14 protein-coding genes are annotated in these 17,244 nt (G+C 55.4%); 6 read left to right on the top strand and 8 right to left on the bottom strand.

The window, feature by feature from the left end; translation table 11 throughout:
• Positions 1–4: 4 nt before the first annotated feature.
• Entirely contained in the window at positions 5–736 is a 732-nt protein-coding gene (locus tag STH12_RS13255; RefSeq protein WP_126167971.1) for a 16S rRNA pseudouridine(516) synthase, read from the top strand.
• A 55-nt stretch (positions 737–791) separates the two neighbouring features.
• On the opposite strand, the gene STH12_RS13250 is transcribed toward STH12_RS13255, so the two are convergent.
• Positions 792–1,268 (bottom strand): hotdog fold domain-containing protein, encoded by a 477-nt coding sequence (locus tag STH12_RS13250; protein WP_126167970.1) that lies wholly within the window; start codon positions 1,266–1,268, stop codon positions 792–794.
• 343 nt (positions 1,269–1,611) lie between these two features.
• On the opposite strand from STH12_RS13250, the gene STH12_RS13245 reads away from it, so the two are divergent.
• Entirely contained in the window at positions 1,612–2,499 is an 888-nt protein-coding gene (locus tag STH12_RS13245) for a polyprenyl-phosphate transporter (RefSeq protein ID WP_418856623.1), read from the top strand.
• Positions 2,500–2,635: 136 nt separating this feature from the next.
• Here STH12_RS13245 and STH12_RS13240 read toward each other — a convergent pair whose 3' ends face one another.
• Entirely contained in the window at positions 2,636–3,688 is a 1,053-nt protein-coding gene (locus tag STH12_RS13240) for a winged helix-turn-helix domain-containing protein (RefSeq protein ID WP_126167968.1), read from the bottom strand.
• 495 nt (positions 3,689–4,183) lie between these two features.
• Here STH12_RS13240 and STH12_RS13235 point away from each other — a divergent pair, with 495 nt between their 5' ends.
• The gene (locus tag STH12_RS13235; RefSeq protein ID WP_126167967.1) at positions 4,184–5,350 is read left to right on the top strand and encodes a hypothetical protein; all 1,167 of its coding nucleotides are present in this window, start codon (positions 4,184–4,186) and stop codon (positions 5,348–5,350) included.
• Positions 5,351–5,880: 530 nt separating this feature from the next.
• Positions 5,881–6,726, top strand: a complete 846-nt coding sequence (locus STH12_RS13230; RefSeq protein ID WP_237158621.1) for a CPBP family intramembrane glutamic endopeptidase — start codon at positions 5,881–5,883, stop codon at positions 6,724–6,726.
• A 77-nt stretch (positions 6,727–6,803) separates the two neighbouring features.
• Here the strand turns inward: STH12_RS13230 and STH12_RS13225 are convergent, their stop codons facing one another.
• The 6 genes from STH12_RS13225 to yjjX all read right to left on the bottom strand — a co-directional run bounded on the left by STH12_RS13225 (position 6,804) and on the right by yjjX (position 12,642).
• Positions 6,804–7,979, bottom strand: coding sequence for a membrane dipeptidase (locus STH12_RS13225; RefSeq protein WP_126167965.1), 1,176 nt, complete (start codon positions 7,977–7,979; stop codon positions 6,804–6,806).
• An 18-nt stretch (positions 7,980–7,997) separates the two neighbouring features.
• Positions 7,998–8,483: a SufE family protein gene (locus tag STH12_RS13220; protein WP_126167964.1), complete on the bottom strand. Its 486-nt coding sequence runs from the start codon at positions 8,481–8,483 to the stop codon at positions 7,998–8,000.
• Positions 8,484–8,527: 44 nt separating this feature from the next.
• Positions 8,528–9,793 (bottom strand): aminotransferase class V-fold PLP-dependent enzyme, encoded by a 1,266-nt coding sequence (locus tag STH12_RS13215; protein ID WP_126167963.1) that lies wholly within the window; start codon positions 9,791–9,793, stop codon positions 8,528–8,530.
• A gap of 130 nt (positions 9,794–9,923) precedes the next feature.
• Positions 9,924–10,964: an NADP(H)-dependent aldo-keto reductase gene (locus tag STH12_RS13210; protein ID WP_126167962.1), complete on the bottom strand. Its 1,041-nt coding sequence runs from the start codon at positions 10,962–10,964 to the stop codon at positions 9,924–9,926.
• Positions 10,965–11,089: 125 nt separating this feature from the next.
• The gene (locus tag STH12_RS13205; RefSeq protein WP_126167961.1) at positions 11,090–12,025 is read right to left on the bottom strand and encodes a bifunctional helix-turn-helix transcriptional regulator/GNAT family N-acetyltransferase; all 936 of its coding nucleotides are present in this window, start codon (positions 12,023–12,025) and stop codon (positions 11,090–11,092) included.
• Positions 12,026–12,093: 68 nt separating this feature from the next.
• Positions 12,094–12,642 (bottom strand): inosine/xanthosine triphosphatase, encoded by a 549-nt coding sequence (gene yjjX, locus STH12_RS13200; protein ID WP_126167960.1) that lies wholly within the window; start codon positions 12,640–12,642, stop codon positions 12,094–12,096.
• A 221-nt stretch (positions 12,643–12,863) separates the two neighbouring features.
• Between yjjX and STH12_RS13195 the strand changes: the two genes are divergently transcribed.
• Entirely contained in the window at positions 12,864–15,464 is a 2,601-nt protein-coding gene (locus STH12_RS13195; protein WP_126167959.1) for an acylase, read from the top strand.
• Between the two features lie 531 nt (positions 15,465–15,995).
• Complete coding sequence (locus STH12_RS13190; RefSeq protein WP_237158871.1) at positions 15,996–17,222, top strand: serine/threonine transporter; 1,227 nt, start codon at positions 15,996–15,998, stop codon at positions 17,220–17,222.
• The last annotated feature ends 22 nt before the right edge of the window (positions 17,223–17,244 follow it).

Raw genomic sequence — 17,244 nt, 5'->3', positions numbered from 1 at the left:
AACTATGATTTCCCCCCGCGGCCGACTCGACAGCTTTCTGGCCAAAACCCTTAATATCCCCAAAAAAGCGGTTCGCGAGTTACTGAAAGCTGAAAGGGTGACAGTGGATGGTGAGCGGGCGCTGGAAATGGCGCAGCAAATCGGCCCCTTCAGTCAGATTTATTTGGATGACACAGCCCTTCGCGCCGAAACGCCGCGCTACCTGATGCTCCATAAACCCGTGGGGGTGGTGTCGGCCACCAAAGACAAAGAGCACAAAACCGTGCTCGACCTTATCCCCGAGGCGATTAGAGCCGGGCTGCACATAGTCGGCAGGCTGGATTTGAATACCTCCGGACTGGTGCTCTTATCCAACGACAGCCGCTGGTCAGAGTCGATGATGCAGCCCGGTGCCCATGTGACCAAAGAGTATTGGGTGACCCTGGAAAAGCCGCTGACCCAAGACTATATCGCGGCTTTTGAGCGTGGCTTTTACTTTGAAACAGAGGCTATTACCACGTTGCCGGCCAGACTTGCCATTGTTGGTGAGCGTGAGGCGAGGGTAGAACTTCGGGAAGGCAAGTACCATCAAATCAAGCGCATGTTTGGCCGCTTTCAAAACCCGGTGCTTGCCTTGCACCGAAGCCGCATTGGCGCTCTTCTCCTGGATCCGCAGCTTGCCCCCGGGCAATGGCGGCCACTCAGCGATGATGAAAAGCGCGCCTGCCAGCAAAGCGAAGTCCAGGCTGAGGCTTAGCTAAGGTAGATACGAAAAAGACTGAGAAATCAGTCTTTTTTCGTTGCCAAATAGCTTAGGCTTTGGGCGGCCTTTGCGAGATCCACAGCTTGATGTGGCCTTTTACCACCACCACATCGTTGATGTCGTAAGCCGTTACGGGCACCAGCAAGTCACCTTCCTGCCAGTCTTGCGGCTGAACCTCGGCCACACAGCGAATATCACTGCCTGCCTTGGCGGTGTAATCCAGGCTCATACCCTTTGGGATCCAGCGCAGATGCGGCGGAATTGAGGCTTCGGCCATCACGCCCATGGCCATTTCCAGGCCGTTGCAGATGGCAATCACGTGGACTGTTTTAATGTGGTTGTGTACCGCATTGCGTTTCTTGATAAAGCATTCACAGTGGTTGGGCCTAAGCTCGGTGATCAGCGGTTTGATGGTGCCAAAGTAGGGCGCCATGCGGGCCACCATCCTGGAAAAGATAATTCTGCCAAAGGGATAGGGGATAAGCTTTTGATAAAGGGCCATCACCTTATTGGGTTTGCCAGCCATGGTTTTGCTTCCTGTCTTTGTGTGCTGCATGCTGTTATCTGGCCTGTTCAGTTGCCGGAAAAACCGTGAAATGGCAACTGGTCTGGCCTGTTTGTTTTGTCGCAGTGTAACATGCCATTAACCATCTGCAAGCGCCTCTGTACCCTGAGGTCAGTACATGGCTTTGAGGTGGTGGCAAACGGTAGCGAGCAGCGCTTTGTTGGCTTCCTAACGCAAAGTTCATTTTCAGGGGCCGCCGAGCCGACATATAATCGGCGGCAACATAAGCACAGCATCGGCCAAGTGCCGGTATTTTTTGGGGAATTGGGTGAACAACTTACTGACCTACTTTAAAGGGCTCGCTATGGGCGCAGCCGACGTGGTGCCCGGTGTATCCGGCGGTACCATCGCCTTTATCACAGGGATCCTGGATAAGCTGCTGGACAGCGTAAGGGCAATTAACCCCTCGCTTATCAAGGTGATACGTCAAGAAGGTGGGAAGGCAGCCTGGGAGCGGATCAACGGTACTTTCCTGGTGTGTCTGTTTGGTGGCATCCTCACCAGTATCTTCAGCCTTGCCAAGCTGATTTCATACCTGCTGGTGCATCACCCCATTCCTGTGTGGTCTTTCTTCTTTGGACTGATTTTGGTGTCTGTGTGGCATATGCTGCGGCAGGTAAAAGGCTTCAGTGCCGGGCGGATTGCGCTGTTTGCCCTCGGCGCCGTGGTGGCCTGGGGCATTACCGTGCTTACCCCTACCGAAATTCCGGCTACTTATTTGAATGTGTTCCTCGGCGGTGCCATCGCTATTTGCGCGATGATCCTGCCCGGCATTTCCGGCAGCTTTATTTTGCTGCTGCTCGGCCTCTACCCGGCAGTGCTTGCTGCGGCCAAGGGCTTACAGCTCGATATCCTTGCCTGCTTTGCCGTTGGCGCCATCTGCGGCATTTTGAGTTTCAGCCATCTGCTGTCGATGCTGCTGCGTAAGTTTCACGATGCGACCCTCTTCTTCCTCACCGGACTGATGTTGGGCACCCTGGGTAAGATCTGGCCCTGGAAGGAAACCCTGAGCTGGCGCACCAACTCCCATGGCGAGCAGGTGCCACTGGCACAGCAAAACCTGTCGCCCTGGGGCTTTGAGCAGCTTAGCGGCGAGTCATCGCAGCTGGGGCTCGCCATCGTCTGTGCCCTTGTTGGTATTGCTCTGGTGCTGATTATCGAGAAGCTCGGCGAGGGCAAACCAAGCCACTGATTTGGCGTGCGATAAACACCTGCATTGAATAATAAGGCCCGCGAATGTGGGCTTTATTATTCCGGGTTTCCGGCTCGAGCCTGAGCCATGGAGCGTCAGTTGCATCCTGCTTAAGCATAAAATCTACCAGCGCACATTATTCAGTGGTGTAAGTCTGCCTGGCATTAATCCAATCCTCCACCTGCTTATCTATCTCAGTTGGAAAAGGCACCCCATCTTCTACACCAATATAGAGCACGGCCATCTCAGGATGGTGCCTGAATACCTGATCGTACTTATTCAGCCAGATCTGCAGGTGGCTGTGAAGTTGCAGGAATGAATCTATCTCTTCATAAAGCTCAGGATGATTGTCGAGCAGGGTAAGCAGCTCGCGGTTGCCTTTGAGTAGCGGCCCGCTGGTAAAGGCGCGGATCTGCTCGAAAATAAACTTTTCATCGGCGGTGGATTGGGGCTGATATTGGCGGAGTCTTTGCTCCCAGCCAAGGCTCATCAACTCAGGCTGTTTGGTTGCAATGGCCTCTGCCAACTCATTTCGCCTTCTTACCTGGGCCTCAAAGGCGGTTTTGGTAAGTTTCAGGCTACGCTGCAGCGATAACATGATATCGAGCCTGTGCTTTGCACTGTCATGGAGAGATTGGGAAGGCGCAAGTTGTTCAGTTGGCGATGTGAGATAGCGGACACCGACGATTGCGGTGATAAAAAGCAGTAGCGAGAATATCCAAATAAACCTGTTACTTCGACTTCCAGCAAGGGTATCCGCAGGTGTTAGGGCCGAATTGTCGATAGTGCGGCTGCCAAATTGCGAGCTGACATCAATGATTTCATGGGCATCGGGCACGAAGCAAAAACCTCTGCCCCTAACCGTTTTAATCAGAGGTTGGCGACTGCCTGTCGAATCCAGCAACTTCCGGGTATCGGAGACCAGCCGTGCAAGCGACCAGTCAGACACTATCGTATCGGGCCAGAGCGCAGACATAAGTGCATCTTTGCTGACAAGTTCCGGCCTGGCGTCAATCAGCATGGTCATCAGCTGCAGCATTTTTGGCTCCAGTGGGAGTCGCTGCTGCCGGTAATAGAGCGCTGGCGGCGAGGTTACAAACTCAAATTCATCGAATTGAATTCTGCGGTTCGAGTGGAGTGTCCCGGGAGTTTGTTCTGCAGAGCTACGCTGGTGAATTTCCATATCCATACAGCCCGACTTGAGAATTTAAATCCGATTGTAACTCAGTTGGCAGTGATTTGTACTCCGGGCTCGGTCGCTGGTCTCGGTCGGCCGTCTTGCAATAAACCAGTGTGAAAGAAACAGCTGTAACCCTCTGATTATCCGTCCATTCAAAAAAATCACATTAAATTCAAAGCCAAATCAAGCAAGTAAAACAGCAGCTTGTACAGTCTGGAAATCGGAAAGCGATAAGGCCTGGCGTATGTATGGCTCTTGTTGCGGCCTTCACCAAGACTAGCCCGATGTGAATTTACCGCGGCTACTCATTGCAAGGAAAGGCGGCCTGGCGTTGGAAGGCATTTCCGAATCACCCGGAAAGTCCTGGCTGTATTCAGGCAGGCTGAGCGCGGGCTAAGCAGACAAAACAGTTAAATAGGTTTGTCGCCCAAAGGGATGCAGGCATCTAACGGGGCACACTTTTTTGCCCGGTTCATAGCTGTGTTATCAAAAGGAGATAAGAGAGTGGACATCATTACATGCAACGACAGAGACCTGCCTGACGATTTACAGGCAATTGCTAACGAAGCAAGCCGCATCGCGATTGAAGGCATTGAAACTGCCGCCGCCCATTTGCACGAGCCGGCAAAATTTTCATTGCCCGCCAAGGCTGCACTGGAAAATGCTGCGCTACAGGTACTTAAACTCAGACAGGTAGCCAAGCCCCGGCAAGTGCGAGCGCTACAAATACGCTCTGCCCGTAAACTAAGCGGCGCTACAAGCCACACATCAGTTCGCAGAGACTCACTGGCTACCCGTTTGCGCCTTCAACCATCGCTTGTCCGCAATGGCATTTTCAGCGAATTAAGCGCGATGGATACGAGCGTTAAGGCGATAAAGTTGAGCTCAGAAACCACGGCTGCGATTAAAGATGCCGTGGCGAATAAGGACGCAGCCCTCCTTTATAGTAGGCTCGGCATGTCGTATTCCATGCTGTCAGACAGCAAAAACTCCGCCGCTTCCGGTAGTCCGGCAGCTGCGCCTGTGAGCGGGTTTACCAAGTTGCGCCTGAATATCATCAAGGTGAAATGCCTCGATGATGTTGGCCTGGAGCTCACTGATTTTGGCGAGGATGATATCCGGCTGGGTGGCTTGGGGGCTGACAGTACGGATCAGCGCCGAGAGGTGGCAGGTTTTCGGGTCGGTAACTTCCGCAAAGGTCGGGCAAAAAGCTTTAACCCGCCTCGCAAGTTTGTCGAGTTTGATTTGACCCGCGGCGGACCATGGCCACGCACTTTCAGTACCACTTTTCTGATGGCGGAATCGGATGGCTCCGGCGCGTTTCTGGAGGCACTACGTGCCCTGTGGGATGCTGTGCACGAAGTGGTGGAAGCACTTGTAGTGGCAGCGGCAATGGCGGCTGGAGGGGCTGCGGGAATTTCGATGGGTTCTGCTGGTGGCCCTGTCGGTGTGCTTGTAGGTGCCGTGGTTGGTGTTGCTCTGGGTTTAATTGCTTACTATTTATTTGAATCCTTGGAGGACGATATATTCGAACCGACAACGGTCAATTTGCTGCTGCCCGATGTCAATACCAAGTTCTCTCAAGGCTATACAAGTGATATCCGCTCGGAAAACCTTACTCACCCCTCTGCGAGTTACATCCTTAAATACCAGTGGGAGCTGGTGAGCTGATAACAGCAACAACCACCCAAAATGTTTATAGCCAGTACCCGTTCGTTTCATAAGCCCGCATTCGCGGGCTTTTCTGTGTGTCATTAAAGATTTTTACTGTTTTAAAAAGAGAGCCATAAACAAGCTGTTGATTTCGCTCACTGATGGCAAAGAGGTGCCCATGGCGAGTCGAAGCAGCAAGCCTTTAAAGGCTTGCTTCGCCAACCCCTTAACCAGCTGGAAGCGTTCTCGCCCCAGTAAGACATTAGTCTTTTCTAAATTTCAGTAGTCAACTCAAGCGACTCTAAGTTACTGTGGTTACTCAATTAATTGAGTGTGATTAACGGTGCTCTGTGCGTTATCTGTTTGTCGGTGCTAAACGGCTTGGCATTTGGGCTGCTGTGCCGGGCACGTTCAGCGCGAACAAACGCAGGGCAAGCTAAGCAGGGATTTATCGGCAAGATTGGCTGCTGAATTTTAAGGCAAGTGCTTTGAAGGCAGGGGATTTGAGGACAAGGGATGTGACGGGACATTTATACAAGTTGAGAGGCGTGCTGCTGAAGCTCCTCATCGCAGCGGTGATGATTGGTGGCGCCATTGCGCTGTTTCGTTTTGGGCTGTTGCCACTTTTGGGCAAGCTGTTGTCGCTTGGGGAGAGCGAACTCGCTGCGCTGCGCCGCGGCGGCATTTTAGTGTGCTTGCTGCTGGGTTACTGGGGCTATGTGCATGTTGCTGAAAAGCGCCGCCCGGCCGAGCTTGGACTTAAGCCCGCCAGCATAGCCCTTGGCGCCTTGCTGGCGGTGGCCATGATTGCGCTGGCATCAATGCTGCTATTTGCCTCGGGTGTGTATCAGCTCAATGAGTATCGCGGTTTCAGTAGCGCGCTGTTTGGTGTTGCCGGAGTGATTTTGGTCGCCGCCACCATTGAGGAAGTGGTGTTTCGCGGCGTGATGTTTCAGGCACTGGAAAGCGCCTGGGGCACAGCGGCGGCGCTGTGGCTGCAATCGCTGATTTTTTCGGTGCTGCACATCGCCAATCTGGACAGCAATCTGGGCACGCCTGAGCTGGTAGTGACCGTGATTTCCGGCACCTTGATTGGGGCTTTCTGGACAGTGCTGTTTGTGCAAAGTCGCAATATTTGGGTAGTAGCTGCCAATCATGCCGCCTGGAACTTTGCGGTGCTGCTCACCGGGCTGCCGCTGTCAGGGCTGGACGACTGGCGCGCCGTGGCGCCCCTTGAGAGCAGCTATTCCGGACCCAACTGGCTCAGTGGTGGCACCGTAGGGCCGGAGGACTCGATAGTGACAGTGGTGATGGTGGCGCTGGTGTTTAGTGCGCTGCTACTGTGGCTTGGCAAACGAGGGCGATTTTTGCCGCCCGCTCCGGCAAAACAGTAGTGACAACATAGGCAAAGTTAACCCAAATCGTAAAAAAGCCCGCAGCAGCGGGCTTTTTATTTAAGCGAGTCCGCTGGTTACACCAGCACTTGATTTAATACCCGCTGCCAGTTGCCGCCGATGATTTTATCGGCGTCGCTGGCGCCAAATCCCGCCCCCTTGAGGGCATCGTGGATGCGTGACATGCGCTCGATATGGTTAAGTTCGGGAATGACGACATGCTCCGGCTCATGGTCGAAACCGAGTACCTTTTTGGCGCGCAGGCTGTGCCACCAGTCCAGATATTCCTTCACCCCTTCGGCGTTGTCATTATTGAGCTTAAGCAGATTTTCCTGGCCCCGCAGCGGATAGTCGTTGGCGATGGCCACCGCATCTATACCGCCGATGTTGGCCACATGCTTAAGCTGAGCGAGGTAATGGGCTGTGGTGGGAACCGGGTCTTTGGTGAGCCAAAAGCTCATCATAAACACCCCGAACACGCCGCCGCTGTCGGCGATGGCGCGAATAACGCTGTCCGGTGAGCAGCGGGCATGATTGACGATGGCTCGTACCGCACCATGGCTTTGCACCACGGGCATGCGTGAGGCGTTAAGGGTGTCCAGCGCCGTTTGCTCGGACGAGTGGCTCAGGTCAATCAAAATGCCGCTGTCGTTCAGTTTATCCACCAGGGCAAAGCCCTTGGGCGACAGTGGCAGGTTGAGGCCGCCGCGCTCATCGTTATCCAGGGCGCCACCGGCAAAACTGTTGCCGTAGTGGTGGGTGAGCTGTAATACCCTCAGGCCTTCGCGGTAAAACTCATCCACCTGTGACAGGCGCTCTTCGACGCAGTCGGCGCCCTGTATCTGGAAAAACAGCGCGGTGCGGTTTGTGTCGCGGGCAAGGGCGATATCACTGCCGCTAAGGCCTTGCAGGAGAACATCGGGATTGGCCGCCACCCGCACGGCGGCTTCCCTGATGGATTTCATGCACGCCTTGTAGGTGCGCTTGTAGTTGACCGTGCCGTCTTCCTGCACCACTTCTTCGATGGCCGAGATGTCACACAGGTAGGCGGCGAGTTTGGAGGCGCGAATGTCGGCAAGGTCGTCCGGTAAAAACGACAGACCGTCGATATAGAGCGGAACCGCCGAAGTTGCTGCTTTGGCCTGCTTGCCTGAACCGGCCAGGCTTTGGGCCAGGCCTGTCATTGGCAATCCGGCCAGCAGGGCACCTGCGCCCATGGCCTTGAGCAGCGAACGCTTATGGATGTCTGTCATGCCGGTTCCTTTAATAAGTCAGTTTGCGCCTTGGCTGGCGAAGGTCTTGATGGCCTGAGCCAGGGCGTACAGGCCATTGGTGCGCGAAGGGCTTAGCTGCCCGTCGAGGCCAATGGCTTTGAAATAAGCTTCAATATCGAACGCGGCAATATAATCCGCCGTCTGCCCACAAAGCTGACCCAGCAGCAGGGCAATCAGGCCATTGACGATACGGGCATCCGAGGCGGCGATAAAATAATGCCGCAGTTCACCTGCCTGGGCGCTTGAGTGGTGATACAGCCAGGCAGCACTTTCGCAGCCGCGTACCCGCGCATCGTCCTGTTGCCACTGGTCTGGCAGCGGCGTGAGCGCCTTACCGCCGAGCATCAGGGCGCGGTATTTCTCCTGCCAGTTGGGGGCCGAGGCCACTTGCTCACCCAAGGCGACCAGCGCCTGCTGGCTGGCGGCGTGGCGGGCTTCGAAATCGGCGGCCTGTGGTCGCTCGGCTGTGCTTTTGTCAGACATGCTGTCCTCTGAAAAATAGTTTGCCGAACTTGGGCGACACTGACTCAGTCATCCAGCCCCAACAGCTCGGCGCAGTCTTTGAGCGCTGCAATAAAACGGTCGATATCGTCTTTGCTGGTATAGAGGCCGATGGAGGCGCGGCAGCAACCCTTTATCCCCATTATTGACATCAGCGGCATGGCGCAGTGGTGGCCGCAGCGCACCGCAATGCCATATTTATCCAGCAAAATGCCGACATCCTGATGATGCTCATCACCCAGATTAAAGGCCACGGCGCCGCTGTTTGAGGCTTCCGGCGTTAGTGTCTCGGTGCCAGTGCCAGTGCCAGTGCCAGTGGCAGTGCCATAAAGCTTAACCGCTGGGATGCTGGCAAGCCCCAGGGTGAGCATGCTCATAAGCTGCCGCTCGTGGCGTTCGAGAGCTGTGCGGTCCAGTGAGCTTAAAAAGTCGATGGCAGCACCAAGGCCAATCACAGAGGCAATGGGCGGTGTGCCGGCCTCGAGGCGGTTTGGCAGCTCGCCAAAATGGGTGCCATCGAAGCTCACGGTCTTAATCATCTCGCCGCCAGTGAGCAGCGGCGTCAGGCTATCGAGCACCTCGAAGCGGCCAAAGAGCACGCCCACGCCATCGGGGCCATACATTTTATGGCCGGAGAACACGTAAAAGTCGCAGCCGATATCCGCCACATCCACAGCCCGGTGAGCCACCGCCTGGGCGCCATCGACCAGGGTAAGGGCGCCTTTGGCGCGGGCCTTGGCGCACAGGGCTTTGACGTCATTGACCGTGCCGAGCACGTTGGAGATGTGACTTAAGGCCACCAGCTTTACATTTTCGGTTAACAACCCATCGAAAGCAGCTTCATCGAGGCGTAGCTCTTGGGTCAGGGGAATTGGCTTAACCACAGCGCCACTGCGTTTGGCCAGCTCCTGCCAGGGCACCAGATTGGCGTGGTGGGCGGCGCTGTCCACCAGAATGATATCGCCGTGGCCAAACTGGGCCGTCAGGCCGTGGGCCACCAGGTTTATCGCCTCGGTGGTGCCGTGGGTGAAAATAATCTCTTCCCTTTGACTGGCATTAATAAAGGTTTGCAGCTTATCGCGCACCGCTTCGTAACGGGCGGTGGCGCGAGCCGACAGCGTGTGGGCGGCGCGGTGCACGTTGGCATTGTCGGTTGCCAGAAATTGCGCCATGGCGTCCAGCACCTGCCGCGGTTTTTGGCTGGTGGCGGCTGTATCCAGATACACCAATGGATACTCGGCTATCTGTTGGTCGAGGGCGGGAAACTGGGCGCGAAGGCTGGAAATGTCCATTAACTGTCAAAGCGTGGGGCTAAAAAGCGAATGGAGTGATCTTTAAGGATTTGCGCGGCCATTGCAAGGCCGCGCCATGATTGATGCAACAATCGGATCAATAATTGCCCCTGGATGTATCGCCTGCGACTTAAGGGCAGGGCAGGCGGTAGATTTCACCAAGGGCATTGATGCGCTCGAAAAGCTCATCCGGCAGGCTGACATCCAGGCTGTCGATGTTCTCTTTGAGCTGCGCGAGGTTAGTTGCGCCTATGATGTTACTGCCTACGAAGCTGCGGCTGTTCACAAAGGCCAGCGCCATCTGTGCGGGGCTGAGGCCAAACTCTTTGGCAAGCTTCACATAGGCCTCGGTGGCGGCCTTGGCAGTATCACTGCCTGTGTAACGGGCGAAGCGTTTGAACAGGGTCAGGCGCGCTTTTTCGGGCCAGTTGCCGTCCAGATATTTGCCGCTCAGGGTACCGAAGGCCAGTGGCGAGTAGGCCAGCAACGGCAACTCTTCCCGATGGCTTATTTCACTCATGCCCACTTCAAAGCTGCGATTGAGCAGGTTGTAGGGGTTTTGAATCGAGACGATGCGCGGCAGCCCGTGCTTATCGGCCAGATGCAGATACTTCATGATCCCCCATGGGGTCTCGTTGGAAATGCCTATATAGCGGATTTTGCCGGCACGGATAAGTTCGGCCAGCGCTTCGAGGGTTTCGATAATGGGCGTCTGGTGCTCGGCATCATCACGTTTATACATCAGCTCGCCGAAGAAGTTGGTGTTTCTGTCGGGCCAGTGCAGCTGGTACAGGTCGATGGTGTCTATGCCAAGGCGAGTAAGGGAGGCGTCCACAGCTTCATGGATATTGTTCCAGTCCAGCGCCATCTTGGGGCGGATGTAATCGCCCTTGCCGCCGTGGGCGCAGATTTTGGTGGCGATAATTAAATCGTCACGGTTGCCCCGGGCTTTAAGATAGTTGCCGAGGATCTGTTCGGTGGCGCCCTGGGTCTCGGGGCGCGGTGGTACCGGGTACATTTCGGCGGCGTCGATAAAGTTGATGCCGCGGCCGATAGCGTAATCGAGCTGCTCGAACGCTTCGGCCTCGGTGTTCTGTTCGCCCCAGGTCATGGTGCCAAGGCACAGGGTGCTGACCTCAAGGCTGGAGTGGGGCAGGCGACGATATTCCATGAAAAAATCCTTTAGTGACCCAATAGTTTGAAGCTATCAAGTTTGCCCCTGAATGCAAGCCGCCCCCGGCATGGGGGCGTGCAACAGCATAAAAAAGCGACAGTTTGGCTGAGGCGTCTGGCTATTTACGTCAAACGTTTGAGCATGGGTATTTCACAGGCATCGTGGCCCGTGGCACCCATGGGAGCGGTAAGGTGTTCAAATCCCAGGGATTCATACAATTTCACCGCTTCAATCAGCACCGCGGTGGTTTCGAGATAACATTCGCGATAACCGGCCTCACGGGCAAAGGCCAGCGCATGGTTGGCCAGACGCCTTGCCAGGCCCTTGCCGCGGATGGCGGGCATAAAGTACATCTTTTGCAGCTCGCACACCCCGGGCTCGCTGGCGAGTGGCGCAATACCGCCGCCGCCAAGCACCTCGCCCTTATCCAGAATCACCCAGTAGATGGCGCCGGGCACGCTGTAGACCTTGCTTAAGCAGTCGAGGGTGGGGTCGGCAACGCCATAGCCCTTGTCCGGGGTCAGGCCATATTCGGCAGACACAGCGCGGATAACGGCGGCAATGGCAGCGTCATCGCCCAGGGTGAGGGGGCGGATTTCGATGCCATCCTGGGCTTTGGACTGAATAATGGCCCGTTGGAACCGTCCCAGCGCCTGAGCGATATCGCGGCTGTCTTCATCGCTTAGCTGCGACAACACCTGATGAAAATAGGCGTCCTGCTGCTCGTCCAGTTTCACCAACATGGCCCGTCCCTTGGCGGTCAGGCTTGCCTGCACACTGCGGCTGTCACGGTTGTTGACCTTGGTCTCGGCGAGCTTTTTCTCTACCAGATGGGTGACGGCGCGGCTGGCGTTGGATTTGTCGATATTCAGCACTTGCGCCAACTGCTTGATGGACAAACTTTGCTGGCCCAGCTCCAGCAGGGCATGGGCCTGTACCGGGCTTAAGGGCAGCTGGCCACAGGCGCCCGAGAGCATGCCGAGCTGACGCACCAGTTGGCGCGACAGCTGACGGATTTCCCGGGCCAAAGGCGCGGGTGACTTATCGGATTTGTCCATGATGCAGTAAAGTTGGTTGCGAATTACAACTAAACTAACACTTTTTTAACGTCTGGCAAGTCCCGGGATCACAGATTGCGGTAAAGCTCGGGATGCAGCAGCGGTGCCATGGCCAATATCAGCGCCTGACGGTAACTGCTCTCGCGGGTTTCGGCATTGTGGGTCAACAGCGCAATGGCGCCGCCAGCCTGCTTGATATTGGTGGTGTTAAACAGCCGGTCCATCACATGGCCAAGTTCTTCACCGGCCTCAAGGGCGGTAAATACCTGCTCAGGCAAAGGCAGTTGGCTGCTGCGACCCACCGACATCTCACCACCTTCACGGATGATAACCACGTATGCGAAGGTGGCCGGGCCATCTTCGAGCCGGTCGACGCCGCCTTCCATGGCCACGTAAAACAGGGCGCCGCCCGCGGCTTCGCAGGCTTTGGCACGGTTTACAGCACCGAGGCGGGTGTCGGCGGCGGTCATGGGTTGGTCGGGAACGCCTGAGGGTACCGACATGCCTTTGCAGTCAATAACGGCGTGGGGGAACAGAGCCTCGAAGGCATTTTTTGCGGCGGCAACCTTAATCGGATTGGTGGAGCCCACCAGCACGGGAATATATTGTTGGGTCATGGTGTAAAATATTTTTTTCGTTATGGACGTTTATTTGAATGACTGTTTAAATGGTCCGAGGTGTTTTTGCTCAGATTTTGGCGCCATTGTCGCTTCGATGGCGCCCGGGAGCAACAATTGCCTGGATACGACAACAGGTTCGCTTGTCCGGTGTTGGCTGTACGGAAATGATGTCGGGCGAAGGTTGTTGAAGGAAAGGGATCCATAAGAGAATCATAATAATGACATTCAACAAACTCGTTCTTGCATTGGGGCTTGGCGGCAGTATTTTGCTGGCAGGTTGTAACGACAGCGACTCAACTGATACCACTCCACCACCCACCGACAGCGGTTTGCAGGCCTTTGCACCGGACGGCAAACTCTCGGTCAATATCCGACGCACCTCTTACGGTGTGCCCCATATCAAGGCCGACAACCTCGAGAGTCTGGGCTTTGGTAATGGTTATGTGCAGGCCCAGGATAACCTCTGTATTCTGGCGGACGGTTTTATCAAGGCCAACTCAGAGCGCTCGCTGTACTTTGGCCCCCATGCCAGCCTGGATTTTACCACCGGCATGCCGACCTCTGAAGATAATGGCAACTTAATCAGTGACTTTGCTTACAAGGCGCTGAAGACCCGTGCGCAGGCCGAAGCCAAATGGCCAAGTTTCAGCGACAACTCCCGTGCCCTTATCACCGGCTTTGCCGCTGGCTATAACCAGTTTCTGGCCGATATGGACGAAGGCAAGGTGCAGGGCGAGCCCTTCTGTGCCGGGCAGCCGTGGGTGAAACCCATAGCGCCGGAGGATGTGGTGACTTACCTGTTTTCCATCGCCCTCTTGCCGGGCGCGGCCAACTTCCTCGACCTGATTTTTTACGCCAACCCCGGTGATGGCACCGAGTATCTGCCACGCATTATTGGTCCGGCAGGGGCATCCTACGCCGCGGTTAAACACAATCCTGCTGCCAGCAAGGCCTTTGTGGCGGATGTGAACCAACGGCTGATAGCCCGCGCGGCGCGCATTCAAACGCCGGAAACCAATCCGCGGGATCTGGGCTCCAACGGCTGGGGACTGGGGAAAGACAAAACTGAAAATGGCCGCGGCATGGTGCTTGGTAACCCGCACTTCCCCCATACAGGTAACTTACGCTTCTGGCAGTCTCACGCCACTATTCCCGGCCATCTGGACGTGATGGGCGGCTCGCTGGTGGGTATGCCCGGGCCTATCAATATTGGCTTTAACGAAAACCTCGCCTGGACCCATACCTTCTCCACCGCCGAACACTTTATTGTGTATCAGCTTGAACTTAAGTCTGGCGACCGGATGCAATACCTGATGGATGGCGCCCCGATGGACATCCACAAGGAAACCGTGCAGGTGCTGGTGAATGCAGGGCCTGCGGGCATTCTGGTGGCCGAGAAGGATGTCTACAGCACAGATAAAGGGGTGATGATTGAAGCCCCGGCAAATCTTGCTCCTTTTGGCTGGGATGATGGCGGCGCCTTTATGTTGCAGGACGCCAACATGGCCAATATGGATCCTATTGATCACTGGCTGTCGATGAACCTTGCCAAAAACAAGGACGAGTTCCAGCAGGCGTTTAAAGATTATGATGGAGTGATTTTCAATAACACCATGTACGCCGATAAAGAAGGTAACGCCTTCTATATCGACGACTCCACTGTGCCGGGTTTGTCCGATGCCGCTGTGATGCTGCTGCGTACCGAGAAGGCGATTATCGATGCCCGCGCCCAGGCCGGTTTTACCATTTTGCCCGGTAACACCTCGCTGTTCACCTTCGATGGCCCCATGCCATACAACCGCGCGCCCATGCTTGAGCGCACCGACTTTGTGCAAAACTCCAATAACTCGTTCTGGTCGACCAACCTTGAGCAGCCGCTGGAGTTCTTCTCGCCCATGTATGGCCCTGAGCGGGGCAAGCAGTCTTTGCGTACCCGCATGGCGCTGAAGATGATGAGCGATGCCGGTGGCAGTGATGGCAAATTTAACCTCGACGAGCTGGAAGCGGCGGCGCTGGGTAATCGCAGCTATCTGGCCGAAATGGTGCTCAGCGATTTGCTGGCTCAGTGTGACGCCCAGGGTTCAACCCCTGTGGTGGTGGCAGATGGTGTCTCCAAGGACATCAGCGCCGCCTGCGATGCGCTGTCGCGCTGGAATGGCAAGCAGGACAACGACAGCATTGGTGGGGCGCTACTGCGTGAATTTGCCCACAACTTCAGTGACGAAACCATGCTGACCGTGCCCTTTGATTACACGGCGGCGGCCACCACGCCCAGCGGTCTTGCCAGCGATGGCAGCGCGCTAAGAGCATTGGCGCTGGCGGCGTTGGATCTTGAAAACGCTGGCTTTGCCGTGGATGCTCCGCTTGGCAGCGTGCAGTTTGTCGAGCGTTCACTGCCGAATGGTTTGCCCAGTGGCCAGCGCTTGCCCTGGCCTGGCAGTCACAATGCCGAGGGTGGCTTTAACGTGTTCTCCACCAGTTTAAGTGGCGATGACACCCTGATCCCACAGCACAGCTACACGCCTGCGCTGGATGTGGTCAGCGGCAATGCGCTTAAGTCCGGGTTGACTGCAAAGGGCTATCAAATCCGTTATGGCTCCAGCTGGATGATGGCGGTGAGCTTTACCGACACCGGCGTTGATGCCCGCGGCATTCTGACTTACTCGGAAACGAGCAATATCTTACGGCCCGAATTTGCCGACCAGACCTTGCTTTATTCCACCGAAAAGCGCTTCCGTCCGTTCCGTTTCACTGAGGATGATATTGCCGCCGACGTGAAAGAAACCCTGGATTTGACCGGCACCAGCCTGGCGCTGTAACGCAAATACCTGTGTTGACAAAACCGGCCCTGGTGGCCGGTTTTTTGTTTTTGGCCGGTTTTGCAGGCCTCGAAACCTCGATATCGTGGATTCTTTAACCGCTTGTGATTTCGCCCTTTATTTTTTAACCAAGGGTTCTTGAGTCAGTTGCTCTGATGGCTGGAAATCAGGGCGGAGCAGGACAAGTTTTATCGTGTCTGGGTTGATGGACTGTGCCACTTGTGTCCCACGGGTTTCCAGCGGTTAACTGTGGGTTAATGGCTGGCAACTCAACTGAAAATAAATTACGCCTCATGCGGGATCGGGATCGCAATATCAGCATTTCATGAAATTTAATTACGTAATTTGACCGTGGATCAAAGGTTGGCACTTGCCTTTTGGCTATGCTTGCGGCGAATTTTGAGTCGCGACTCATACCCCAACGTTTACCGCACTCTCGGTGCCAAGGTTGAGCCTATGTCCAACGAAGCCATGACTGCCGCTACCCGGCAAGCAACTACCTCCCCAACTTCTTCACAGCCCCACACTGCTATGCCCTGGACGGCGCAGGATACAACATGGATGCTCAGTCTGTTCGGCACCGCCGTAGGCGCAGGTATTTTGTTTTTGCCCATTAACGCCGGTATGGGTGGCTTTTGGCCGCTGGTGGTAATGGCATTTTTGATTGGCCCCATGACCTATCTGGCCCACCGCGGGCTGTCGCGTTTTGTGTGCTCCTCATCCATCGCCGGCAGTGATATCACCCAGGTGGTGGAAGAGCACTTCGGCAAGGGCGCAGGTAAAGCCATTACACTGCTGTATTTCTTCGCGATTTACCCGATTGTGCTTATTTATGGCGTGGGTATTACCAACGTGGTCGACAGCTTTATGGTCAACCAGCTGGGTATGGAATCGCTGCCGCGCTGGCTGCTCTCGGGTGTGCTTATTCTCGGCATGATGTCGGTGATGGTGGCCGGTGAGAAAATGATGCTCAAGGTAACCCAGTTCCTGGTGTATCCGCTGGTGGCCATCCTCGCCTTTATGTCGCTGTATATGATGCCCAACTGGAACCTGGCCGCGGTGAAAGAAGTGCCTGCCGCCGGAGACTTCCTCGGCACTATCTGGCTGACGATTCCAGTGCTGATTTTTGCCTTTAACCACTCGCCAGCTATCAGTCAGTTTGCTGTTTCCCTCAAGCGCGAACACGGCGCCAATGCGTCACGCAAGGCTGATATCATTCTGCGCAACACCGCCATGATGCTGGTGGGTTTTGTGATGCTGTTTGTGTTCTCCTGCGTGCTGTCGTTAAGCCCTGCGCAGCTGGCCGAAGCCAAGAGCCAGAACCTGCCAATTCTGTCGTACCTGGCCAACGTGTTCGACAGTGGTTTTATCAGCTACTTTGGTCCTTTCATCGCCTTTGTGGCCATTGTGTCGTCTTTCTTTGGTCACTACATGGGGGCCAGTGAAGGTATGCGCGGCATTATCGTTAAGCAGTTCGAAGGCAAGGGCAAGGCGGTTAACGAAGCCAAACTGAACCGCTTTATCCTCGGCTTTATGTTCCTGACCATCTGGGCCGTTGCGGTTATCAACCCCAGCATCCTAGGCATGATTGAAGCCCTCGGTGGCCCTATTATTGCCGCCATCCTCTACCTGATGCCTATGTACGCCGTGTATCGCGTACCAGCGCTCAAGGCCTATCGTGGCCGCATCAGCAATATCTTCGTGATAGTTGCCGGTTTGCTGTCGATGACTGCCATCCTCTACGGTCTGGCGGCCTAAGTTGATTGACGGGCGGCGCACA

The organism is Shewanella khirikhana (assembly GCF_003957745.1).
Classification (GTDB): Bacteria; Pseudomonadota; Gammaproteobacteria; order Enterobacterales; family Shewanellaceae; genus Shewanella; species Shewanella khirikhana.
This window is presented reverse-complemented; position numbering and strand designations above follow the sequence as displayed.

Coding starts and splice junctions, on each gene's coding strand:
- STH12_RS13205 (WP_126167961.1), bottom strand. CDS start 12,025: ATGGACAAATCCGATAAGTCACCCGCGCCTTTGGCCCGGGAAATCCGT.
- STH12_RS13240 (WP_126167968.1), bottom strand. CDS start 3,688: ATGGATATGGAAATTCACCAGCGTAGCTCTGCAGAACAAACTCCCGGG.
- STH12_RS13245 (WP_418856623.1), top strand. CDS start 1,612: ATGGGCGCAGCCGACGTGGTGCCCGGTGTATCCGGCGGTACCATCGCC.
- STH12_RS13220 (WP_126167964.1), bottom strand. CDS start 8,483: ATGTCTGACAAAAGCACAGCCGAGCGACCACAGGCCGCCGATTTCGAA.
- STH12_RS13210 (WP_126167962.1), bottom strand. CDS start 10,964: ATGGAATATCGTCGCCTGCCCCACTCCAGCCTTGAGGTCAGCACCCTG.
- STH12_RS13255 (WP_126167971.1), top strand. CDS start 5: ATGATTTCCCCCCGCGGCCGACTCGACAGCTTTCTGGCCAAAACCCTT.
- yjjX (WP_126167960.1), bottom strand. CDS start 12,642: ATGACCCAACAATATATTCCCGTGCTGGTGGGCTCCACCAATCCGATT.
- STH12_RS13195 (WP_126167959.1), top strand. CDS start 12,864: ATGACATTCAACAAACTCGTTCTTGCATTGGGGCTTGGCGGCAGTATT.
- STH12_RS13215 (WP_126167963.1), bottom strand. CDS start 9,793: ATGGACATTTCCAGCCTTCGCGCCCAGTTTCCCGCCCTCGACCAACAG.
- STH12_RS13190 (WP_237158871.1), top strand. CDS start 15,996: ATGCCCTGGACGGCGCAGGATACAACATGGATGCTCAGTCTGTTCGGC.
- STH12_RS13225 (WP_126167965.1), bottom strand. CDS start 7,979: ATGACAGACATCCATAAGCGTTCGCTGCTCAAGGCCATGGGCGCAGGT.
- STH12_RS13250 (WP_126167970.1), bottom strand. CDS start 1,268: ATGGCTGGCAAACCCAATAAGGTGATGGCCCTTTATCAAAAGCTTATC.